This window comes from Paenibacillus sp. FSL H8-0260 (genome assembly GCF_045040625.1).
In the GTDB taxonomy this organism is placed as follows: Bacteria; Bacillota; Bacilli; order Paenibacillales; family Paenibacillaceae; genus Paenibacillus_AQ; species Paenibacillus_AQ odorifer.
In genome coordinates this window covers 3,592,549-3,612,010 of the sequence record NZ_CP150298.1, presented here as the reverse complement: position 1 = coordinate 3,612,010, position 19,462 = coordinate 3,592,549, and the positions used below count along the sequence as shown (strand labels likewise).

General features: G+C 45.2%; 12 protein-coding genes and 1 pseudogene. 3 read left to right on the top strand and 10 right to left on the bottom strand.

Annotated features, from left to right (window positions below; genetic code table 11):
* Positions 1 to 15 precede the first annotated feature (15 nt).
* Positions 16 to 2,139 (top strand): annotated as a pseudogene (locus MHI51_RS16015) (DUF5054 domain-containing protein).
* 57 nt (positions 2,140 to 2,196) lie between these two features.
* Positions 2,197 to 4,644, top strand: coding sequence for a hypothetical protein (locus tag MHI51_RS16010; protein WP_076302960.1), 2,448 nt, complete (start codon positions 2,197 to 2,199; stop codon positions 4,642 to 4,644).
* Positions 4,645 to 5,089: 445 nt separating this feature from the next.
* Here the strand turns inward: MHI51_RS16010 and cydC are convergent, their stop codons facing one another.
* The 5 genes from cydC to MHI51_RS15985 all read right to left on the bottom strand — a co-directional run bounded on the left by cydC (position 5,090) and on the right by MHI51_RS15985 (position 13,500).
* Positions 5,090 to 6,817 (bottom strand): thiol reductant ABC exporter subunit CydC, encoded by a 1,728-nt coding sequence (cydC, locus tag MHI51_RS16005; protein WP_076184901.1) that lies wholly within the window; start codon positions 6,815 to 6,817, stop codon positions 5,090 to 5,092.
* Positions 6,814 to 8,658 carry a thiol reductant ABC exporter subunit CydD gene (cydD, locus tag MHI51_RS16000; protein WP_339187086.1) on the bottom strand — a complete coding sequence of 615 codons (1,845 nt, stop codon included), beginning with the start codon at positions 8,656 to 8,658 and terminating at the stop codon, positions 6,814 to 6,816. Before cydD ends, cydC begins: the two co-directional genes overlap by 4 nt.
* Before the next feature lie 68 nt (positions 8,659 to 8,726).
* Complete coding sequence (locus MHI51_RS15995; RefSeq protein WP_076126522.1) at positions 8,727 to 9,743, bottom strand: cytochrome d ubiquinol oxidase subunit II; 1,017 nt, start codon at positions 9,741 to 9,743, stop codon at positions 8,727 to 8,729.
* Positions 9,740 to 11,104, bottom strand: a complete 1,365-nt coding sequence (locus MHI51_RS15990) for a cytochrome ubiquinol oxidase subunit I (protein ID WP_076126520.1) — start codon at positions 11,102 to 11,104, stop codon at positions 9,740 to 9,742. Before MHI51_RS15990 ends, MHI51_RS15995 begins: the two co-directional genes overlap by 4 nt.
* A 548-nt stretch (positions 11,105 to 11,652) precedes the next feature.
* Positions 11,653 to 13,500: a hypothetical protein gene (locus MHI51_RS15985; protein WP_405173093.1), complete on the bottom strand. Its 1,848-nt coding sequence runs from the start codon at positions 13,498 to 13,500 to the stop codon at positions 11,653 to 11,655.
* Between the two features lie 80 nt (positions 13,501 to 13,580).
* On the opposite strand from MHI51_RS15985, the gene MHI51_RS15980 reads away from it, so the two are divergent.
* The gene (locus MHI51_RS15980; protein WP_405173092.1) at positions 13,581 to 14,216 is read left to right on the top strand and encodes a TetR/AcrR family transcriptional regulator; all 636 of its coding nucleotides are present in this window, start codon (positions 13,581 to 13,583) and stop codon (positions 14,214 to 14,216) included.
* Positions 14,217 to 14,298: 82 nt separating this feature from the next.
* On the opposite strand, the gene MHI51_RS15975 is transcribed toward MHI51_RS15980, so the two are convergent.
* The 5 genes from MHI51_RS15975 to MHI51_RS15955 form a co-directional block, all read right to left on the bottom strand.
* Positions 14,299 to 15,288, bottom strand: a complete 990-nt coding sequence (locus MHI51_RS15975; protein WP_248548641.1) for an alpha/beta fold hydrolase — start codon at positions 15,286 to 15,288, stop codon at positions 14,299 to 14,301.
* A 257-nt stretch (positions 15,289 to 15,545) separates the two neighbouring features.
* Positions 15,546 to 16,142 carry a class I SAM-dependent methyltransferase gene (locus MHI51_RS15970; RefSeq protein WP_340393598.1) on the bottom strand — a complete coding sequence of 199 codons (597 nt, stop codon included), beginning with the start codon at positions 16,140 to 16,142 and terminating at the stop codon, positions 15,546 to 15,548.
* On the bottom strand, positions 16,143 to 16,895 hold the full coding sequence (locus MHI51_RS15965; protein WP_076184908.1) for a class I SAM-dependent methyltransferase: 753 nt from the start codon (positions 16,893 to 16,895) through the stop codon (positions 16,143 to 16,145). It abuts the gene before it with no gap.
* Positions 16,895 to 18,568 carry a nickel ABC transporter substrate-binding protein gene (locus tag MHI51_RS15960; RefSeq protein ID WP_405173091.1) on the bottom strand — a complete coding sequence of 558 codons (1,674 nt, stop codon included), beginning with the start codon at positions 18,566 to 18,568 and terminating at the stop codon, positions 16,895 to 16,897. Before MHI51_RS15960 ends, MHI51_RS15965 begins: the two co-directional genes overlap by 1 nt.
* Positions 18,569 to 18,586: 18 nt before the next feature.
* The gene (locus MHI51_RS15955; protein ID WP_405173090.1) at positions 18,587 to 19,435 is read right to left on the bottom strand and encodes an ATP-binding cassette domain-containing protein; all 849 of its coding nucleotides are present in this window, start codon (positions 19,433 to 19,435) and stop codon (positions 18,587 to 18,589) included.
* Between the last annotated feature and the right edge of the window lie 27 nt (positions 19,436 to 19,462).

Genomic DNA, 19,462 nt, shown 5'->3' with positions numbered 1-19,462 from the left:
TATGAGGAAGGAGCGATGAACTTGAATCAGAGCGCAACACACATTCACGTTATATTCAAAACACACTTGGATATTGGCTACACGGATTTCGCGAAAAATGTGACGGACCGATATATGGGGCAACTTTTTCCAAGTGCGATTCAAACAGCGAAATATTTTGCCGAGAACCCGGAGAAAGGTTCCTTTATCTGGACAACGGGCTCATGGTTAATCCATCATCTATTAAAGCACGGTTCCGACGAAGTAAGACAACAAGTCGAAGAAGCGATTGCAAAGGATTATTTAAGATGGCATGGTCTTCCTTTCACCACATATACCGAGTTATATGATCGCGAATTGCTTGACTATGGCATTCAAATGGCGACGCGACTTGATGAGCGATTTGGCAAGCGTACGATCGCAGCCAAAATGACGGACGTTCCCGGTCATACACGCTCGTTAATCACGCATATGGCAAAGGCTGGTCTAAAGTATTTGCACTTAGGCGTTAACCCTTCCAGCTATGTTCCTCACGTTCCTGAAATGTTCTTATGGCGAAATACGGACGGATCTGAAATTGTTGTCCACTACAGCAAAGATTACGGCACAACCTTTGACATCGAAAGTTTGAACGATATCCTTTACTTCGCGCATACCCATGATAATCATGGCCCTTCTACGGTGCAGCAGATTGAAGCTGAGTTCGCCAAGCTGCGAGAAGCTTATCCGCAGGCAGTGATACAAGCTTCCACATTAGACCAGTATGCCGAAAAGGTATGGGCTATTCGTAATACCTTAACTGTCGTAGAAGAAGAAATCGGCGATAGCTGGATTCACGGTTCTTCCACCGACCCTTACAAATTAGCATGTTACCGAGAATTGCTACGCTTGAAGAGTAAGTGGCTGCAAGAAGGGGCGTTAACAGACAGCGATGAAGAATATCGCAATTTCTGTGATGAGTTAATTATGATTCCTGAGCATACGTAGGGTGTAGATATCAAAAGATATCTTGCAGATTATATCCACTATGGTAAAGATGACTTCCAAGAAGCGCGCAAACGCGATAAGGTCGATATCAACTTAAACCCGCTGGAATATCGGTTCTACGAAATGAACTCCCGCGCTGAAATGATTGAAATGTTTGGTGAGGAAGCCGATGCCAAGCTGAATGCACGTTCCTTTAGTCTTATAGAGAAGTCTTGGCAGGAACAGCGTGAATACTTGAAACAAGCAATCCAAGCACTTCAACCTGAACGACAAGAGAAAGTCGAAGTTACCCTGCTCGCGTTGAAACCATCTCGTAGCACTCTAACGGATGCAACTATCTTATCAAGTGACCAGCCTTATGTATTAGGAGATTTTGAGGTTGTGTTTGAGGATAGTGGCGCAATTGTCGGACTGAAAGATGCTCGCGGTCGGGCATGGACCGGTCCAAAAAATCAAATTGGTTTACTCTCCTACGAAACTTATTCGCAGGCCGATTATGACCGATGGTATCGTGAATATCATCTCAGATGGAGACATACGCATGTGTGGGCAACCGGAGATTTTGGGAAACCAGGGATGGACTTAACCCACGAGTGGATAGCACATGAAGTTATGACACCAAGGCTTCAGTCCTTGCAGGCTGTCTTTTGTGAAGAGCAGGATGTCGTGCTTGCAAACCTACGTATGCCGAGAGCGGCATGTGAGCGTATGGGCGCTCCACGGGAATTAACGCTTGAGTATGTCTTTAAAAAACATACGCATACAGTGGAATGCAAGCTGCAGTGGTTTGACAAAGATGCCTATCGCCTTCCTGAAGCTTCTTGGATGAGCTTTAATCCGATCGTGAACAATCCAAATCAATGGAAGCTGGACAAAATCGGACAACTCATCTCACCTTTGGATGTCGTTCAAGGTGGAAATCGCAACATGCATGCGGTTCAGCAAGGGATGTACTATGCAGCAGCAGATGGAAAAGTGCAAATCGATACGTTGGATGCTGCACTTATCTGTCCTGGGAAGCCACGCTTGCTTCAGTTTGATCATACTTTTGCTCCGCTTACCGGAGGTATGCATGTGAATTTGCATAACAATGTATGGGGAACGAACTTCCAAGCATGGTATGAAGAAGATGCTTTGTTCCGCTTCAAGCTGTATTTTCAATCTCATATATAATTTCCCTTCGTTTATATCTCGATTCGATAATCCTGTAATTCCGAAAGGAGCTCTACGATGAATCAGCACAAACCTTGGACAATTTACGTCATTCAACATTCCCATACCGATGTCGGCTATACCGAGCGTCAAGAAAAAATTCGTCAATATCATGTCAATTATATTCGGCAGGCTCTGCAAATTGTACGTGATATTGAGAGCGGCGCCAGACCTGACTTAAAAGGCTATAAGTGGGTATGTGAAACCTATTGGCCTGTTGAATCCTTCCTATTGAAAGCCACAGACATAGAAAAAGAAGAACTCGCTCATGCGGTGAAGAAAGGTTATATCGGTCTCTCCGGCACCTATCTCAATTTCGGTGAGCAATTAAATCAAGAGATACTCTCTATCATGATTAAGCGGATAACAGATTATGGACAATCGATTCAATTCCCGGTACGTTCTGCGATGACGGCAGACATTACAGGCTTTGGTTGGGGATACAGTCAAGTGCTGGCGGATGCAGGTATCGAGAATTTGATTACATGTATTCATACGCATCATTCCATGTTTCCACTGTGGAAGAAGCAGATTCCGTTCTGGTGGGAAACGCCGAAAGGAGATCGTATTCTCACCTGGAGCGGTGAGCATTACATGTTCGGCAATGATCTTGGATTGACCCCAGGCATTGGCGGATCTTATACGATTCGCGATGATCATGATGTCCGAAACGGTGTATCCTTTGAAGTGGCCGAAGCACGTTTTGATCGTTATTTACAGCAATTGGTTGCTGATGGTTACACGTTCCCGTTCGTACCGGTGATGGTGTCCGGACTTCCTACCGACAACGGCTCGCCGAACGCAGCGTTGATGGATTTTGTGAATCCATGGAATGAGAAGCATGGCGAACGCATCCGGATTCAACCGGCGACCTTGGACGATTTCTTTGCAGATTTGAGAGCTTATGCAGAGGAGCATCCCGAGGAAATCGAGACCTTCCGTGGGGACTGGCCAGATTGGTGGACAGATGGCTCGGCGACGACGCCGATGCATGTACAGATTTTCCGTGAAGCACAGCGTGTCTATACAAAGGTGAAGCTATTAGATCCCGCATGCGAGATCGTCTCCAAAGAACGTCTTGAAGCAATGGAATATGAGCTAGCGCTATTCGCTGAGCATACATGGGGTTATCATTCCTCGGTCACCGAACCTTGGAATCCGTTCGTTCAAGAGCTTGGCTGCAGGAAAGAAGCCTATGCGGCCAATGCCAGCTCACTCGCTCATACCGCTTTATACGACATCCTTGAGGCTCGCGGTGACGCTTTGCTTCGTCCTAATTGTCCAATGAAATTTGAGTTATATAATCCTAATGATTTTTTGCAAACTGATTATGCTGAACTCATTATGGAAGGCTGGAATATATCGGAATTGAAGAACGGTTTTGAAGTCATGGATGAATCGACGGGCACTGAATATGAGGTGCAAATGGTTACAGGGCACCGCGGTGTCATCCTTACCATTCCGGTAACGCTTCAGCCAAAGCAGCAGGTACAATTGACGATCAAGTCTCTTATCAATCACAAACCTGTAACTGCGTATCGAACAGATTATGTAGGCTCGGATCGTATGTTGGATATCATCCCGCCAGTCGCACCGAAGCTTCAGGTTACGCCGAAATATATGGAATCGCAATACGTAAGACTTGAATGGGAGATCGGTGCTGGCATCACGAAATGGATCGACAAGACCGTGAATCAGAACCTGCTTCGTGCAGATCGGAATCACCATGCATTTTCTCCTGTTTATAATGTGACTCGGGCAGCTAACGAATTTGGTATGTATGATGTTCGGCGCAAGATGGGACGCAATCGTAGAGGCCCTGATGCAATTACTTCTGTGGGAACACTGGTTAATGTTGATATTGTTGAAAAAGGCGCACTATACGCTAAAGTTCGTCTGACATACAGCGTCAATGGCTGCAGTCATTATTCCTTACTTGTCACCTTATACAGTGATCGTGCGCGAATTGATGTTGCCGTACGCATGCATAAGGAAAGTGTATGGGACCCAGAAAATCTATACATTTCTCTTCCGTTCGGAAGTGCTCCCTCTTCACCGCAGCAAGAACTATGGATTGAAAAAACCGGTGCGTCAGTACGACCGCGTATCGACCAACTCCCGGGTTCCCTTGCCGATTTCTACTGTGTTGATGAGGGTGTGGCGTATATCAGTGAAGGACGAGGGATTGCGATTGCCATGCCGGACACGCCGCTGATTCAAATCGGTTCATTAGACTATGAGGATCGTCTTCTGAGCGGCCATCCGGAGCTTGCCCATGATCCAGCCCACCTGTACTCATGGCCCATGAATAATTATTGGGAGACAAACTTTAAGGCGACACTGGGAGGATTCTATGAATTCCGATATTATGTTACTTGGGGTGAGGAACTTCATACCCCAGAATCTGCAATGAAGGCGTGCAGGAGCATGAACGCGGGTATCCTGTCTTGGAGAACAAATTTATAAGCAATAATCATTGAAAATAATCTCCCTACAAGATGTCTCTTCTCCCTTAACATAGTAAACTAAAAAGTTGATCTGCAAAATAGATCAACTTTTTAGTGTCACGTAAATTGAGGGCTTCTCCGAGATTAAACCTCCCCATCGTTCAACATGCCATCATTAATGGATATAATGGATATTTTACTGTTTAATTTTATATATTTCTTCTTCCAGACGTTCCAATTTACGTGTGCTAATACAATTTGAGCCGGTTTAGCGTTTTTCTCTGAAGCGATTTTTATTACCAGTTTTTGAAGAACTGCTCATCGTTTAAGACAAACGTGGATTATAGTCTAGGCGAGAATCGCAAAACAGGCTAAAGAACTGCTCCCGATATTACACCGGAAGTTATTCTTTAGCCTGTTGCTTGGTAAGATTGATCGAATGCTCAGAGGAGCTCTTGCTTTTTTTACACTCCAACTTCTCCGATCATTTGCTGTTCGATTTGTTTCATCTCATAAAAATAGCCTTTTTGCCCCATCAACTCCGAATAGGACCCCGTTTCGACTACCCTGCCTTGGTCCATGACCACAATCTGGTCCATCTCTTCCAATCCGGTTAGCCGATGACAAATCAGGAGAAGCGTATCATTAGCCGCCTGTGCGTAGAGATGCTTCAAAACATGATGCTCTGTCACATAATCCAGCGATGAAGTGGGTTCGTCCAGAAGCCATACCCGTCCTTTGCGGAGCATCGCTCGCGCCAGAGCCAACCTCTGCTTCTCGCCGTCTGACAGATTCTCCCCTTTTTCATACACCATATCGGTCAACGATGTATCGGGCAGCTGCATTTTTGCTAGCACATCCAACAATTGTTCGTCTGCATGTTCTTCTCCATTCAGCAGCAGGTTGTCCCGGATCGTTCCCCGGAAGAAATGACTTTGCTGAAACACTACAGTAGCCGTTTGCCAAATGCTCGTTTCATCCAGTTCCTTCACCGAAATGCCGTTTAACCGTATATCACCGGCCGTTGGTGTTCGCAGCTTGAGCAGCAATTCGATAATCGTTGATTTTCCTGATCCACTCGGCCCGACAATCGCCGTTTTGGAACCAGGTAAAATGTGCAGGGATACATCCCTGAGCGCCGGTCTCCACTCCCCTTCATATTGAAACGTAACATCGGATAGCTCCATCGTAACGGCATGATCAACAGACAATGTGCCACTTGGCTGCGAGGACTGCTCATCAAAGGTCTGAACTGTTTCCGTCAGTCGTTTGGCTGCGTGTTCGCTATCCTCTTTATACGCGGGTAATGTGGCCATAGCCGCCGCTTCTTCAAATACGGTTTGTGATGCCATAACCAGCATGGCAAGAAATACGCCTGCAAGCGCTCCTTCCATAATTAAATAGGCGCCAAGCGTAAGCACTCCCCAGGAAACGAAAAACGTAACAAAAGTGTGCATCGATTGCCCGCGCAGCAGTTGCCCGGCTGCTCGTTGCTGCTCAGCTGCCAATACAGTGGAAGCATGCTGGAGATGTTCCTCCCGCTGTGCCAATTGACCATATACTTTTAAATCCCGGAAACCGTACAACACTTCGGTAACTTCCGTGGACAGCTGCGCCCTCTGCTCACGAACGCGTCCATGTATTCTCCGCTGCCCGAGTAACACAATTCCCGGTACAACGAATGCCGTTACCAGCATACCTATTACAAACAAAACGGCAATCCAGATCGAAAAGGTAGAAGTAAACAGCACCGTAGCCAAAAACACCATGACGACCATGATCGGAGGATAAGCGACTCGCAAAAAATAATTTTGCAAACTTTCCACATCCCCAACGATCCGCGCAAGCAGATCCCCGCTTCGATTTTTGTTCAATATACCAGGCGTTAAAGGAATAAGCTTGGCAAAAAAGGATGTACGTAAACGGCTAAGCATGGAGAATGTCGCCCGGTGAGAATACAAGCGTTCTCCATAACGACTCGCCGCCCGAAGCAGACCCAGCAGTTTGACCATGGAGGTGAGTACAATTAAAGTATAAAGCGGTGGCGCAAATACCGTTTGCGAAATCAGATATCCGCTCGCAGAAAAGAGTGCCACACCGGCTATGCCGGCGATAAATCCACCCAAAATCGAAAGAATGATATCCTTGCGCTCCTGAATCATCGCCTTTGACAGAACAGCCAGTTCATTCATGAGGATATCCCCCCTTTCCGCTCTACATCAATCATCTCGGCATACTGAGGCAGGCGCTCCAGAAGCTCGTCATGTCGTCCCGAGTCCACCAACACTCCATTGTCCATAAACAAAATCTTGTCGGCTTGTTGAATCGTATATAATCGGTGAGCTACCGTAATCATTGTAGCCGTTTTTGCCAGTTTGGCTATGGAGCGTTGCAGTACCCGCTCGGTGTGCAAATCCAGTCCAACTGTGGGTTCATCAAACAAAATGATAGCAGGACGCTTCAAAAAAGCGCGTGCTAAGGCAAGCCGTTGCTTTTCCCCACCAGACAGTCCCCGGCCTCCTTCACCAACAAAGGTATCAAATCCATGCTCTAATTGGGCTGTAAGCGCAGCGAGTCCTGCTTCTTCCCCCGCCCGCTCAATTTCTGCTCTGGAGATGCTCCCACGAGCACCAATCGCAATATTTTCAGAAAATGTGCCTGCAAAAATATACGGATGCTGTGTAATGTAGCTAACATGTTCGAACCATTCGGTTTCATCGTATTGCGAGAGTGGACTTCCATTCACCAGAAGCGTTCCCGATTCTGGTTTCAGCAGACCGGCAATGAGATGTAGCAAAGTCGTTTTGCCGGAACCGCTTTTGCCAACAATGGCAATGTGTTCTCCTGGACTAAGCTGGATCCGCCCCGTCTTAAGCTCGAAAGAATCTGGAGCATACTGAAACCGGAGTTGGTCAATTACGATGGACGGCGGTATTAAAAGGTCTCCAGAATGGGTGAGTTCCAATTTGCTTATTCTGTCGGTCCTATCACCGACCTTATCCATGCTGTCGATCTCGTCGATTCCATCGGTTGTTAATGCTCCTTCAATGCCATTAGCGTCCCTGCTCCCCCCTGCCGTTTCCTCAAGCATCTGTTCCACCTTACGAACCGCACCCATACTTGTCCGGCCACTGTGAAAGGCCGTTCCCGTATTCTTTAACAGGTTGTAAAACTCGGGAACGAGCAGCAAAACGAGAAAGGCGGTGTGGAACGTCATAGCTTTGAAAACGAGCAACTGGATGGCCAGTTCAAGAGCGACAATGCCAATGCTAAGCATTACGATCGATTCCAGCATGAAGGTATTCGTAAACGCAATCTTCAAAATGCCCATTGTGGCATCACGATAACCCAAGCTACTGCGCTCGATCTCCTGTTGCTGACGGTAAGCCCGTCCAAATATTTTCAATGTCACCAGTCCTTGAAGAGAATCCAGAAACGTCCCTGAGAACTCAGCCAGTTGCGCATATTTTTCTTCGGATTTGTTCTTCGTTTTCAGCCCTACCAAAATCATGAACAGCGGGATGAACGGAGCAGTAAACAATAGAATGAAACCTGTGTTGGCATGTTGGATAAATGTAACGACCAAAATCAGAACCGGGATGATAGCAGCTTCCATCATACGCGGCATGTATTGACTGAAATAACTATCGGCCTCATCCACAGCATCCAGAGCAACACTGACCTTTCCTCCCGTCTGTCCACGAAGGGTTGAAGGCATGGAGGCATGAGTCAAGTTTTGCAGCACGGCAGCGCGCATATTTGTCTTAGCAGTGGCAGCCATATGTAAGCCAACTATACCGTTTCCATAAGACAACAGTGTGCGCACAGCCATAACAGCTAGAAGTATGCCGAGCAACAGGATAACCGATGAAAATGAAGCTTTCTCGACAAAAATCCGTTGGACTGCTTCAGCAAGCAGTCCAGCCTGACTCACAATAGCTATACCAAGCGCTAGTGAAATGATTGCGAGGAGAGCCATGTTTTTCCTTTGTGAAGACATTTGTTGAGAAATCAGACTGGATTTCCTCTTCACAGATCACACCTCCTTTATCTATAGGCTTGTAGGAAAACCTCAAACATGCCGTAATGGATTAATCAGCTTTATTTTTTCCCTTTAACATAATCCGCATCAAACAGGAAGAGTTTGAAGACCAGAATAAGGGATGGGATCAACAGGCATAGACCGCCGATAAACACAATTACTAACGCTAAACCCATTGCCGGTGAAGTTGCACTGCTCTGAATCGTGATATACGGATCAAGAATATAAGGGTATTGCCCAATCCCATAAGCGAAAAAGGCACAGAAAAACTGCAACATGACGCATATAAAAGCTAATCCGTAACGGCGTCCGTTATATAATAGCCACATCGCGATCATGAAGAAAGCAACGGAAAGTGCCAGTAACCACCATAAATCCATCATATTTTGAAAATGGCGCTCATTGTGTTGACCCAAATAGATAAATGCTGTCAGTGCGAGGATTATCGTGGGTGTGCTCCAAAACAGGGCGTAGTTGCGCATCAGCTTCAACGCGGAATGATCCTCCGCCCGAGAAGCGTAAAATGTCAGAAATGATCCGCTAATGAACAAAACGGACACGATTGCCAGTCCAACGATACTCCACGATAACGGATTGGTAAACAGCGCCCAGTAATCTAGAGAAACCGTCTCCCCCTGCTTCACGATAAAGCCGCCTTCAGACAAAGTTAGCGCCACTGACAACGATGCTGGAATAAGCAAACCTGTAGCTCCGTACAAAAAAAGATATACTATGTTTTTCTTGGAACCGTAATTTTCAAAAGCATAGAATGAACCGCGAATCGCAAGAAGAATCACTGCAATGCTTCCCGGAACAAGTAACGCGGAGCCATAATAATAGGCTGTGTCCGGAAAAAATCCGACGATGCCAATATAGAAAAAGATAAAAAATACATTTGTAATCTCCCATACGGGTGATAAATATCGGGAAATCAGACGATTAATGAGATGATCCTGCTTTGTTAAACGTGCATAAAAGGCGAAGAAGCCCGCTCCGAAATCAATGGAAGCTATAATTAAATAGCCGTACAAAAACAGCCAGAGCACCGAGATGCCAATCAATTCGTAACTCATCATTCAGTGCCCCCCTTTTCCGTAAATTGATTAGGATGATCCTTCATCCATTTCTCCATCTCAGCTTCTGCCGGGTTATTGTTGAACAAGCGTCTCAGCACGATTACACACATACTGCCGAGTACGATGTACAAGAGCAATAAGGCGAAGAATATAATTCTTACATTCGGTGAAGACGTGGCAGCCTCCTCAACACGCATATATCCACGGATAATCCACGGCTGTCGGCCAATCTCTGCATAAAACCATCCCAGCTCAACAGCCAGAAAAGCGAGAGGGGCGCTCAGTGCGATGATGCGAAGCATCCACTTGTTAAGCTCATTACGCTTTTTCCAGAACACAAACAGAAAATATAGAAACGAAATCGCGAGCAGAGTAAATCCAATTCCGACCATTAAATCAAACAGATAATGAACGAGAAGCGGTGGCCATTCTTCCTTGGGGAATTCCTCGAGCCCCGTCACCTCTGCATTAAAGTCTCCAAAGGCCAGGAAGCTGAGCAGCTTCGGCAGATGAAGAGCCCCTAGAACTTCATGCTCTGCATTCAGCCATCCCAATAGTACCAAATCCACACTGCTGCTCGTCTCAAAATGCCACTCTGCCGCTGCAAGCTTCTCTGGCTGATGCTCGGCCAAAAACTTGGCAGACACATCACCGGCTAACGTGTTCAGCAAACCGAATAGTAAAACGACCGCCATCATTAGATTTAAAGATTTTTTGTGGTATGCGGACACACCTTTTCTCAGCATCGCGAAGGCTGCAATCCCGGCTAACAAGGCAGCTCCAGTCAAATAGGCCGAGCTTAATACATGGAACACTTTGGAGAACGTCGCCGTATTCAGCATCGCTTGCACCGGGTTAATCGCTGTGAATTGGCCTGCTTCCATGACAAAGCCTTCAGGCTGGTTCATGAATCCGTTCACCGTCGTAATAAAAACGGCAGACATGCCTGCCCCGGCGACAATCGGTATCGTCAGCAGCCAATGGATATACGGATTTTTGAACCGACCCCACGTATACAAATAAATGCCCAAGAAGATAGCTTCAAAGAAGAACGCGAACACCTCCATGAATAACGGAAGTGCAATGACATTCCCAGCCAGTTTCATAAAATTCGGCCATACCAGGGCCAGCTGTAGTGAAATCGCTGTACCGGTCACGACACCAACCGCCACAGAAATGACAAATCCTCGAGACCACCGCTTTGCCATAAGTGTATAATGGGGGTCCTTCTTCCGAATCCCGATAAACTCTGCTATAGCGATCATTAGCGGTATACCGACGCCAATCGTCGCAAAAATAACGTGGAACCCGAGAGTCAAGCCTGTCACCAGCCTGCTCCATAGCACCGTATCAATTGCCATTCTTTACTGCTCCCTTCAAAACACTGTTCATTTTTCTATGATTAGGCCTGCTAACTGTTGGCTGCATTCAATATCAGGTTTAGCAAGGTTCAGCGACATCGTTGCCTGTTCGTTTTAGTATGACGTTCATCGTTCTTTGCTATGTAAAAAGAGAAAAAATTCACAAAGCAAGAGTTGGCGAGCCCGATTTATCTGATACTGAGCAGTCAAAATTATAATGTGACCCAATAATTAAAATCATCTTATCTTAAATTGCAAGTAATTCAATCACAGATATCTCTTAATCCCTAAACGTTCAAGAAAGGGTCAAATCTTTCTGACAACTCAGTGAATAACACAATAAGTACCCGAAGGAGCTATTGATTGATTAGTGCATATGTGATGTCACAAGTTCCCTCCTACTTCGATGCTGGCAAAAAAACGATATTTTCTCATTTTGAGCCATAATATATCCCCTTTTGCAACAAAAAACACTGACTCAAATCATCAGTGTTTTTTGAATTAAAGCTAATGTCATCTTCGTCATGACAAATCTTGATCTGCCAATATCATTTAGTACGACCGTAGAAAAAAGAATACCCATCTGACTTCCCAAGCTTAGTCGTCTCCGTTCCGTCCACTAGCTTGACCGCTTTCAGCAACGATACAATTTGCGTATGCATTAGCTTTGCATCAAATTTGTCCATCTCTCTGTTGTCACTATCCACGAGCAGATAGTCGGGCATTGGAATGAAACCAATCACCGGTATCCCTGCTTCAAATAAGGGCTGACTCTCTCCAAACTCAAACTTGTTATGTCCACGCAATAATACAGTACGTGTGCTATCTGTCTTTTCAATAGCCTTCAGCCAAATGGCTGCCATCATTTCATTGCCCGCATAGGTATATTCTGTACTTATTTGTCCAGTTGGACCATAGTGACCCGTATCATCGTCCTTCCACTCCATGCTGCCTAAATGCTCGACCGTAATTCCAGCTACAGCTTTTAAATGGCCATTCTTGCCATCCCACAGCTCTCGATGCCCCTCCATCCAGGTGGAAGTTGCCTGAGAGGACCCTTTGAACTCCGGTAATCTAAAATGCCCTGTCACAAAAGCAAATATCATCGTACGTTCCGGCTGCTCCTGCTGTAAGTAACGAATCATAGACAGCATGCCCACAGCGCCATTCTCCTCCACCACATTTATCCCATCCGTATGAGTATTTACGATAATTGCTTCGTCTTTATTCTTACCGTCAATTTTCACATAAAAGGATTCTGTTGGGGCATCTTTTTGTATTACCGCTTCTAAAATAACCGTACCTTCTTTATGCTCCTGAGCTGCCCTGATAACCTTTTGCCCTTCCGTTTCATTCACCCAGATCGCAGGGATTCCAGCATAATCGGTGGTAAAAGGCACATATTGCTCTTCAACCTTATCGTCAGATACCCCTTTCCAGACTAAAACAACAGCTTTTACGCCCTTTTCCTTCGCTTGCTCCAATTTAGCTTCTTTTAAAGCTGTAGTGAGGACCAGATCGCCTTCATTTGGGGCAATTTGGTTGTCCATTGGAGATGAATCCCGCATATTCATAACGATCCCACTTGGAAAATTTCTGAAATTCTCAATTTCAATGACAGCAATTTTTCCGCTGGCCTGGCCATATTCACCACGCTTCGTATACACCAGCTCCCCAGTTACACCTTTTTCGTCAGTTTCCCCGGAATAGGGAAAAGCTGAAGAGACATGAATTACCTGCTGATCAATCATTAAAGTACTGTTCTTTTCTTCCCATCGGTCAAAAGTATAGCGATCACGATAAACTTGCAGCCCCATATCCGATACCTGCTGCTCCAGCCAAGCAATAAACTGATTGTGACCCTCAGAGCCGGTTGTACGGCTTCCAAAAGAATTCATTACTTCAATATCTTTGAGCATCACTGCTGCAGAATCCAAATTGCGTTCATCGATCGTCACTGTCGTATCAGCAGCTAATGCTACAGGTGTTGTAATAGGTTTTGCATAGACTCCAATACCCCAAAGTGCAGTAACGATAAGTGCAGCAATGCTGAATAACACTTTACGAACCACTAGAAACGGAGTAACTCTTCTGCTTACCTTTTGCCCCAAGAGTCCTCTCCATATGCCCGCTATGATCAGCAAGAGGATAGAAAGCGCAAGCAGCCAAAAATTTCTTGTTAGTAAGAATAACCCTTCTGCCACCATCGCACTAATAAATACTACATGTAACTTCTCACGCTTCTTTAATAGTAAAAAAGAGATGCCTAATTCTGCTAATAAAAAGATGATGGTCACGATTGAGATTACCGTTTCTTCGCCAATGAATACCGTAGCACTTAGTGCTAGGATCAAAAGCAGCACTGCTGACAATCGTCTATATAAGATTTCTAACATGACGCCCTCCCATTTTAACTAACGATTATTTTGACATTACATTTGTAATGCCTTATGGTTTTAGCATATTGAAAAGACTCATGAAAAACAATGAAACGAACATCAGAATGTACAAACGGAGGGGAAATGTCATCTCAAATCATGAATTATACAGTCCAAATACCTCTCAGCATCGTTCCAATAAAGAAACCAACCGTTTGACAAGAGAAGCCATCTGTACGGCATTAGTCTTCTTGATCCAGGAACAGCCTTTTGACAAAATCACCATCACCGATATTGTGAAGCGCGCAGGGGTTTCTCGAACAGCCTATTACAACAACTATTCCTCCAAGCAAGAGATCCTGGTGGATTTGGTCGATTCGCTTATTTTTGAAATTAATCAAAAACTCTTACCTTACACCAATGAATTAACAGGCAAAGCTAAAGAACCTCAAAAATTTATCAAAGTGCTTTTTGAAGTTATTTTTCAGCAGCGGAACATCTACAAAGCACTTCAGAGTGCAAAGTTTGATCATGTAATTCTGGATTGCTTGAATGAAATGATGCTTTCTACTGCTCATGACAAAAGCGACGAGAATGTGTACCGAATATACTTTAAAGCGGGGGCCCTCTATAATGTTCTCCTTAAATGGATACAATCAGACTTTGCAAAATCCATAGACGAAATGGCCAAAATTTGTCTTGAGGTATACCATACTCCAATGTCCCAGGAATAAGGTTTAAAAATCGTGTTTATAAATGAAAAAACAAAGAAACCACGGAACCAAGTTCGGCTCCGCAGTTTAATTATCAACCCTACTATTGAATTTGAATTTGTTTCATGTACTCTTTGAATGCCTCGGCGATTTCTTTGTATTTTGTATGATGCAGATAATGTGAACCTTCCATTGGGATCATTTTGCCCTGTGCGGATTGTTTGACTTGCTCCTCATGCAGCGGAATCCACTGTTTATTGTGCTCGTTATTTGATTGAACGAAGAGAAGCAGCGGCAAGTCATTTGGCATTGTGATTTTTTCTCCATTTTTGAAATTGGAACCGAGGTGGCCCAGTTCATTCATCAACGTTGGATTGGTCGCGACTTGATTCGAAATCAAACGCATCTGTTCTTTGGTATGCTCATCGAACGCAAGCGATTCATAGGGATCTCCGCTCACTTTTTGGACCAATCTCATTAGACCTGATTTTTGAAGAAATTTCATGGCGTTCAAAGGTAATTTGACATCCATTCCGGGTTGATTGGGAACGCTGCTATCGATGCCGACAAAAGCAAGAACTTCATCCGGATATGTGTTCACATAGGTCGCTCCGTAAAGTCCCGCGATGGAATGTCCCATTAGAATGTAACGGTCTACACCCAGTTGCTGCAATGCTTCGTGAACCTCACTTACTATATTCTCAGTCGTTCTCTCCTTCTCGGTTTCATCGCTCAAACCATAACCGAAAGGCTCGACCACCACGACTTTATAATTAGGGGTAATTTCATCGATCAGCAATTTGAAATCAAGTGCAGGCGTCGGGGTTCCTTGTCCCGGTAGGAGTACAACCGTTTGTTCTCCACTGCCTTGAATAAGCACATTCATCTTTTTCCCATCCACATTGACATACTGGCCATACGATTCGATTTTCTTTTTCTCTACCCCGTCGCTGATTGCATCAACGATAAAAACGATGCCCATGAACAGCACGAGCGCCCCTACAATACCTCCGATTATTTTTAACCATAGGTTCCGTTTCTTGTGGCTCTTAGTCCCTGTTGTTTTTATTTCTACCTTATTTGCCACGTTCATCTCTTCCCTTCCTTGTCCCTGTATCTGAAGTGCCGCCTTGACGACATATTCAAAGTGTAATCAATCAAGATGTACTCTTCGTGACGACAATATGAACGGAATATGAACAAGCCCAAAAAAAAAGAAGTTTTAGATTAACATCAAATCGGAAATGAAATAATGTTCTTGTCCTTTACTCAAAAAGCAGCGCCTCTCATTAGAGATCGCTGCTTTTTATTGTATACTTCATTTAATATGTGTAGGTTCTCACTATTCTATTATTTCTCAGCACAAATCATGAATATCGGTGTTGACCGGTTTAAGACTTGCTGTTTCTCATCCAGAATTTTTGAGTTCAAATTCTCTTCAGCAAAAATATTAGCGAAGCCTTCTTTTTTGAGAGTCCGTATATCCCACTCGGGACGCCATTCTCTGGTCAGCGGCAATACAAGACTCAGACGGTCTGTCTCCTCTATGTCCTTGTGATGCGGGAGTTCACCAAAGCCCTTATCTACATAGGTTTGCTGATCCTCTACTCGCTTTTGCTGCATCTCTTCGTCCCAGAGATGGCGATTCCAGTTGGCATCAAAAACCAGCAGCCGTCCCCCAGGCTTAAGTACTCTTCTCCACTCTTTGTAGGCTGACTGCGGATCGGTAAGGCTCCAGGTGACATTGCGGCACACGATTAGATCGAAGCTCTCCGCAGCAAAGTCAAGCTTGTGCGAATCCATCTTGCGGAAAGTAACGGTTACACCTTCCCGAATGGAGTGGGCACGTGCTTCTTCCAGCATATTGTCGGTACAATCGATCGCAGTAACCAGATGCCCGGCACTCGAAAGAATCACAGAGAAGAAGCCAGGAAACCCATTTATCATTCACTCCTTCTTGGCAAGTATCATGAACCGGTTTACATTCTGGTAACCGTATTTCAAATAATCTAGCGGCATCGCACGGGCAGGGATAAAGTTCCGGTGAACATCTATGGTTCGGAACCCGGCCTGTTTCAGCGCTGTCTCGTCAGCTTCAGGCCGTAATACATTAACATATGGCAACTCGCTTAGCAGGCTTTTATCTTGACTGCTTCGCTGGCGGATTCTTTGTTCTGTGAGTAGAATCAGTGTCCAGGACAAGGCATACCAAAGTCTATGGAATACAGTCTTGCTCTCTTTATACAAATAGTTACCGTCAAAAATAATCAGGGTCCCGCCCGGTTTTAGAATCCGATACCATTCAGCATAAGCCCTCTGTGGATCAGGAAGCGTCCATACTACATCCCTGCAGACCACTGCCTCAAAGCTATTCTCTAGCTCCATATGCAAATCGGCAGCATCAGCGACATAAGCTGGAACTTTATATCCATAACTCTCAAAATTTCGTGAAGCTCTATCGATCATTCCCTGAGAGGTATCCACCGCTGTAGGCAGATGACCCATCTGTGATAAGAGTATGGAGAAAAAGCCAGGCCCTGTTCCCACATCCAGCACCTTTTGCTGGGGAGTTGTTCCCAACCCTTTAATAAGCAGTTGTTTCCAGAGATTTATGGTTTTTTTGCTGCGGAATTGAGTCTGTATGACTTTGTCATAACTCTCCGAGCTTGATGTCCAGTATTTCGAAATCTCTTTTAACATCATTTTTCTCCTATGTCGAGTAGATTCCAGAAGACCGGTATAAAGGTGGAGTACCCCGGTTTAAATCCAGTCACTCTATTATTTACTGCCAAGATATCGTCAGGAAAATAAATAGCTGCAAACATAGCCTCCTGATACAATTTGGAGAAAATGGAGTCATATGCGGTCTGACGTTCCTGAATATCGGTTGTTCCTACTGCTGTGTCAATCAGTGATTCTAGTCCAGGATCAGACCATACGACAGCAGATTCGTCAGCTGTTTTATGAAATAGGGACAGCAAGAATGCATGCGGATTATAGGCATCATCATAAGTCCGGTACATGATTAGATCATAGGCTTTGCTTGTCCATAAGGTATCGTAATAGGCATTCGGCTCAAGAACCTGAAGATTCACTCTAATGCCAATCTCCTTTAACTCAGACTGAACCAGTTCACTAATCGACTTCCATTCGGGATATTCAGCCTGCTGCAGCACGAAATTAAGCTCAAGCGGCGCTCCGTCCTTCTGTACAATTCCATCTCCGTCCGAATCCGTGTAACCGGCAGCTGCTAGCAGTTGCTTCGCTTCCAGCAAATCAAAGCCGTACCAAGTATTATTGGACTCCGTCACATAAGGAACTGTCAGCGGGAACAGGCCTTGAGCTTCACTGCCGATACCGTCCATAAGATCATCGACAATGCTTTTTTTATTAATTGCCAAATTGATAGCTTTGCGCACATTCAGATCTTGAAGTGCGGTCGTTTTGTAGTTAAAGATCATGAAATGTGAGTTTGTTCCTTGTGCTTTTTGCAAGGTCAGTGAAGAATCTGCTTCAATCACTGGCACGCTTTCGACTGGAAGCTTACCCATTTGTCCCCCGGCAATGTCAACATCTCCAGCTTGCAGCGCTAGTACTCTGGACTGTGGATCAGGGATTACCTTTAAAATAATTTTCGACAGCTTCGGCATTTCTCCCCAATACTTCGGATTTCTGACCAGTACGGCTTCCTGATCTGTTTTGTAGCTCTCAGCTATCCATGCGCCAGTTCCAATCGCTTTGATGAATTTACCCGTAATATCTCCTGCGGGTTCCACAGCGGAAGGGCTGATAATTCGGACCGGTCTTGCAAAGGATAACTCAGTTAAGAAGGGATAATACGCTTTGTTGAATGTCATTGTGATCGTATGTTCGTCCACAACAACAAGGGATTGCATCGCAGTTGCTACATTTAACGAATTGGCTGGATCCTTAATCCAGCGTTCGAAGGAGAATTTAACTGCATCGGCATTAAACTCCGTACCGTCAGAGAATTTGACGTCATGGCGAAGATGGAACGTATATACTTTCCCATCTTCTGAAATATCCCAAGACTCCGCAAGCGACGGCAGTATTTCGCCTTTTTCACCATACTCCACTAACCCCTCATATATCATCGCGTGCACATTCATCGAACCATCATAGGCACCGGCATCCAATCGGTCTATACCGGCATCAGACGATATAGCAACAGTGACTGTCTTGTCCTGAGCTTCAGATCCTTGTGCAGCTTCATTATTGGCGGTATTATTGGCTCTAGCCGTAGAATTGCTGTTATTACTGTTGCTGCAACCTGATATCAACACAACTATTACAAGAAGCATAAAGAATAACGATTTTGATAATAGGTTTTTTGTCTTAGGGTTCGTTCTCATTCTTGGTACATCCTTTCTCTACTTAACATCATAGGAATGGCTGGGTTGCCACTCCTCTCCCAGTCTCTTCTTTCTTAAGCGGGGGTCCTGCACAGGTACCGAGGAGAGCAATGTTTTTGTATAAGGGTGGTCTGCTTGCTGCAACATGGTTGCACCCGATTGCTTCTCTACAATTTCCCCTTGACACATTACAGCCACACTGTCGCAAAAACGATTTACAACTGACAAGTCATGTGTAATGAATACATAGGATAATCCCAGCTCATGCTTCAATTCCTGCAGCAGATCCATCATTTGCTTTCGCAGGGTGACATCGAGACTCGAGAAAGGTTCATCGCAGATAATCAGCTCCGGCCGCAAGGCGATTGCGCGCGCAATTCCGACCCTTTGCTGCTGTCCGCCGCTGAGTTCATGCGGATAGCGGTGAATATGCTGCCGTTCAAGTCCCACAAGCTCAAGTGTGTCTGCTACCGTGGCCCTGCGGGCTCCAGCCTTCCTCTCTCCATAGTTTCGAAGAGGCTCCCCGATAATCTGCTCTACCGTAAACAACGGATTAAATGAAGCCAGACTGTTCTGAAACACCATCTGCATCTTCCTGCGGATCATGCGCATTTCGCTAAAGGTCCAATCCGTATAATCCTCGTTCCGGTACATAACTCTTCCGGAGGAGGGTTTCTCCAGTCCCAGCAGAAGTCTGGCCAAAGTGCTCTTACCACAGCCACTTTCCCCCACTAAACCAAGGGTCTCACCGCTCTCCAGACTGAGAGACAGGTTGTTGACGGCATGAACACTTCTGGCATTACGTGTGAACCACCCCCTTTCCAACTCATATTTCTTGTTCAGGCTTACCGCTTCCAATAACTTCAAGATCACCACGTCCCTGAAAAATGTAAT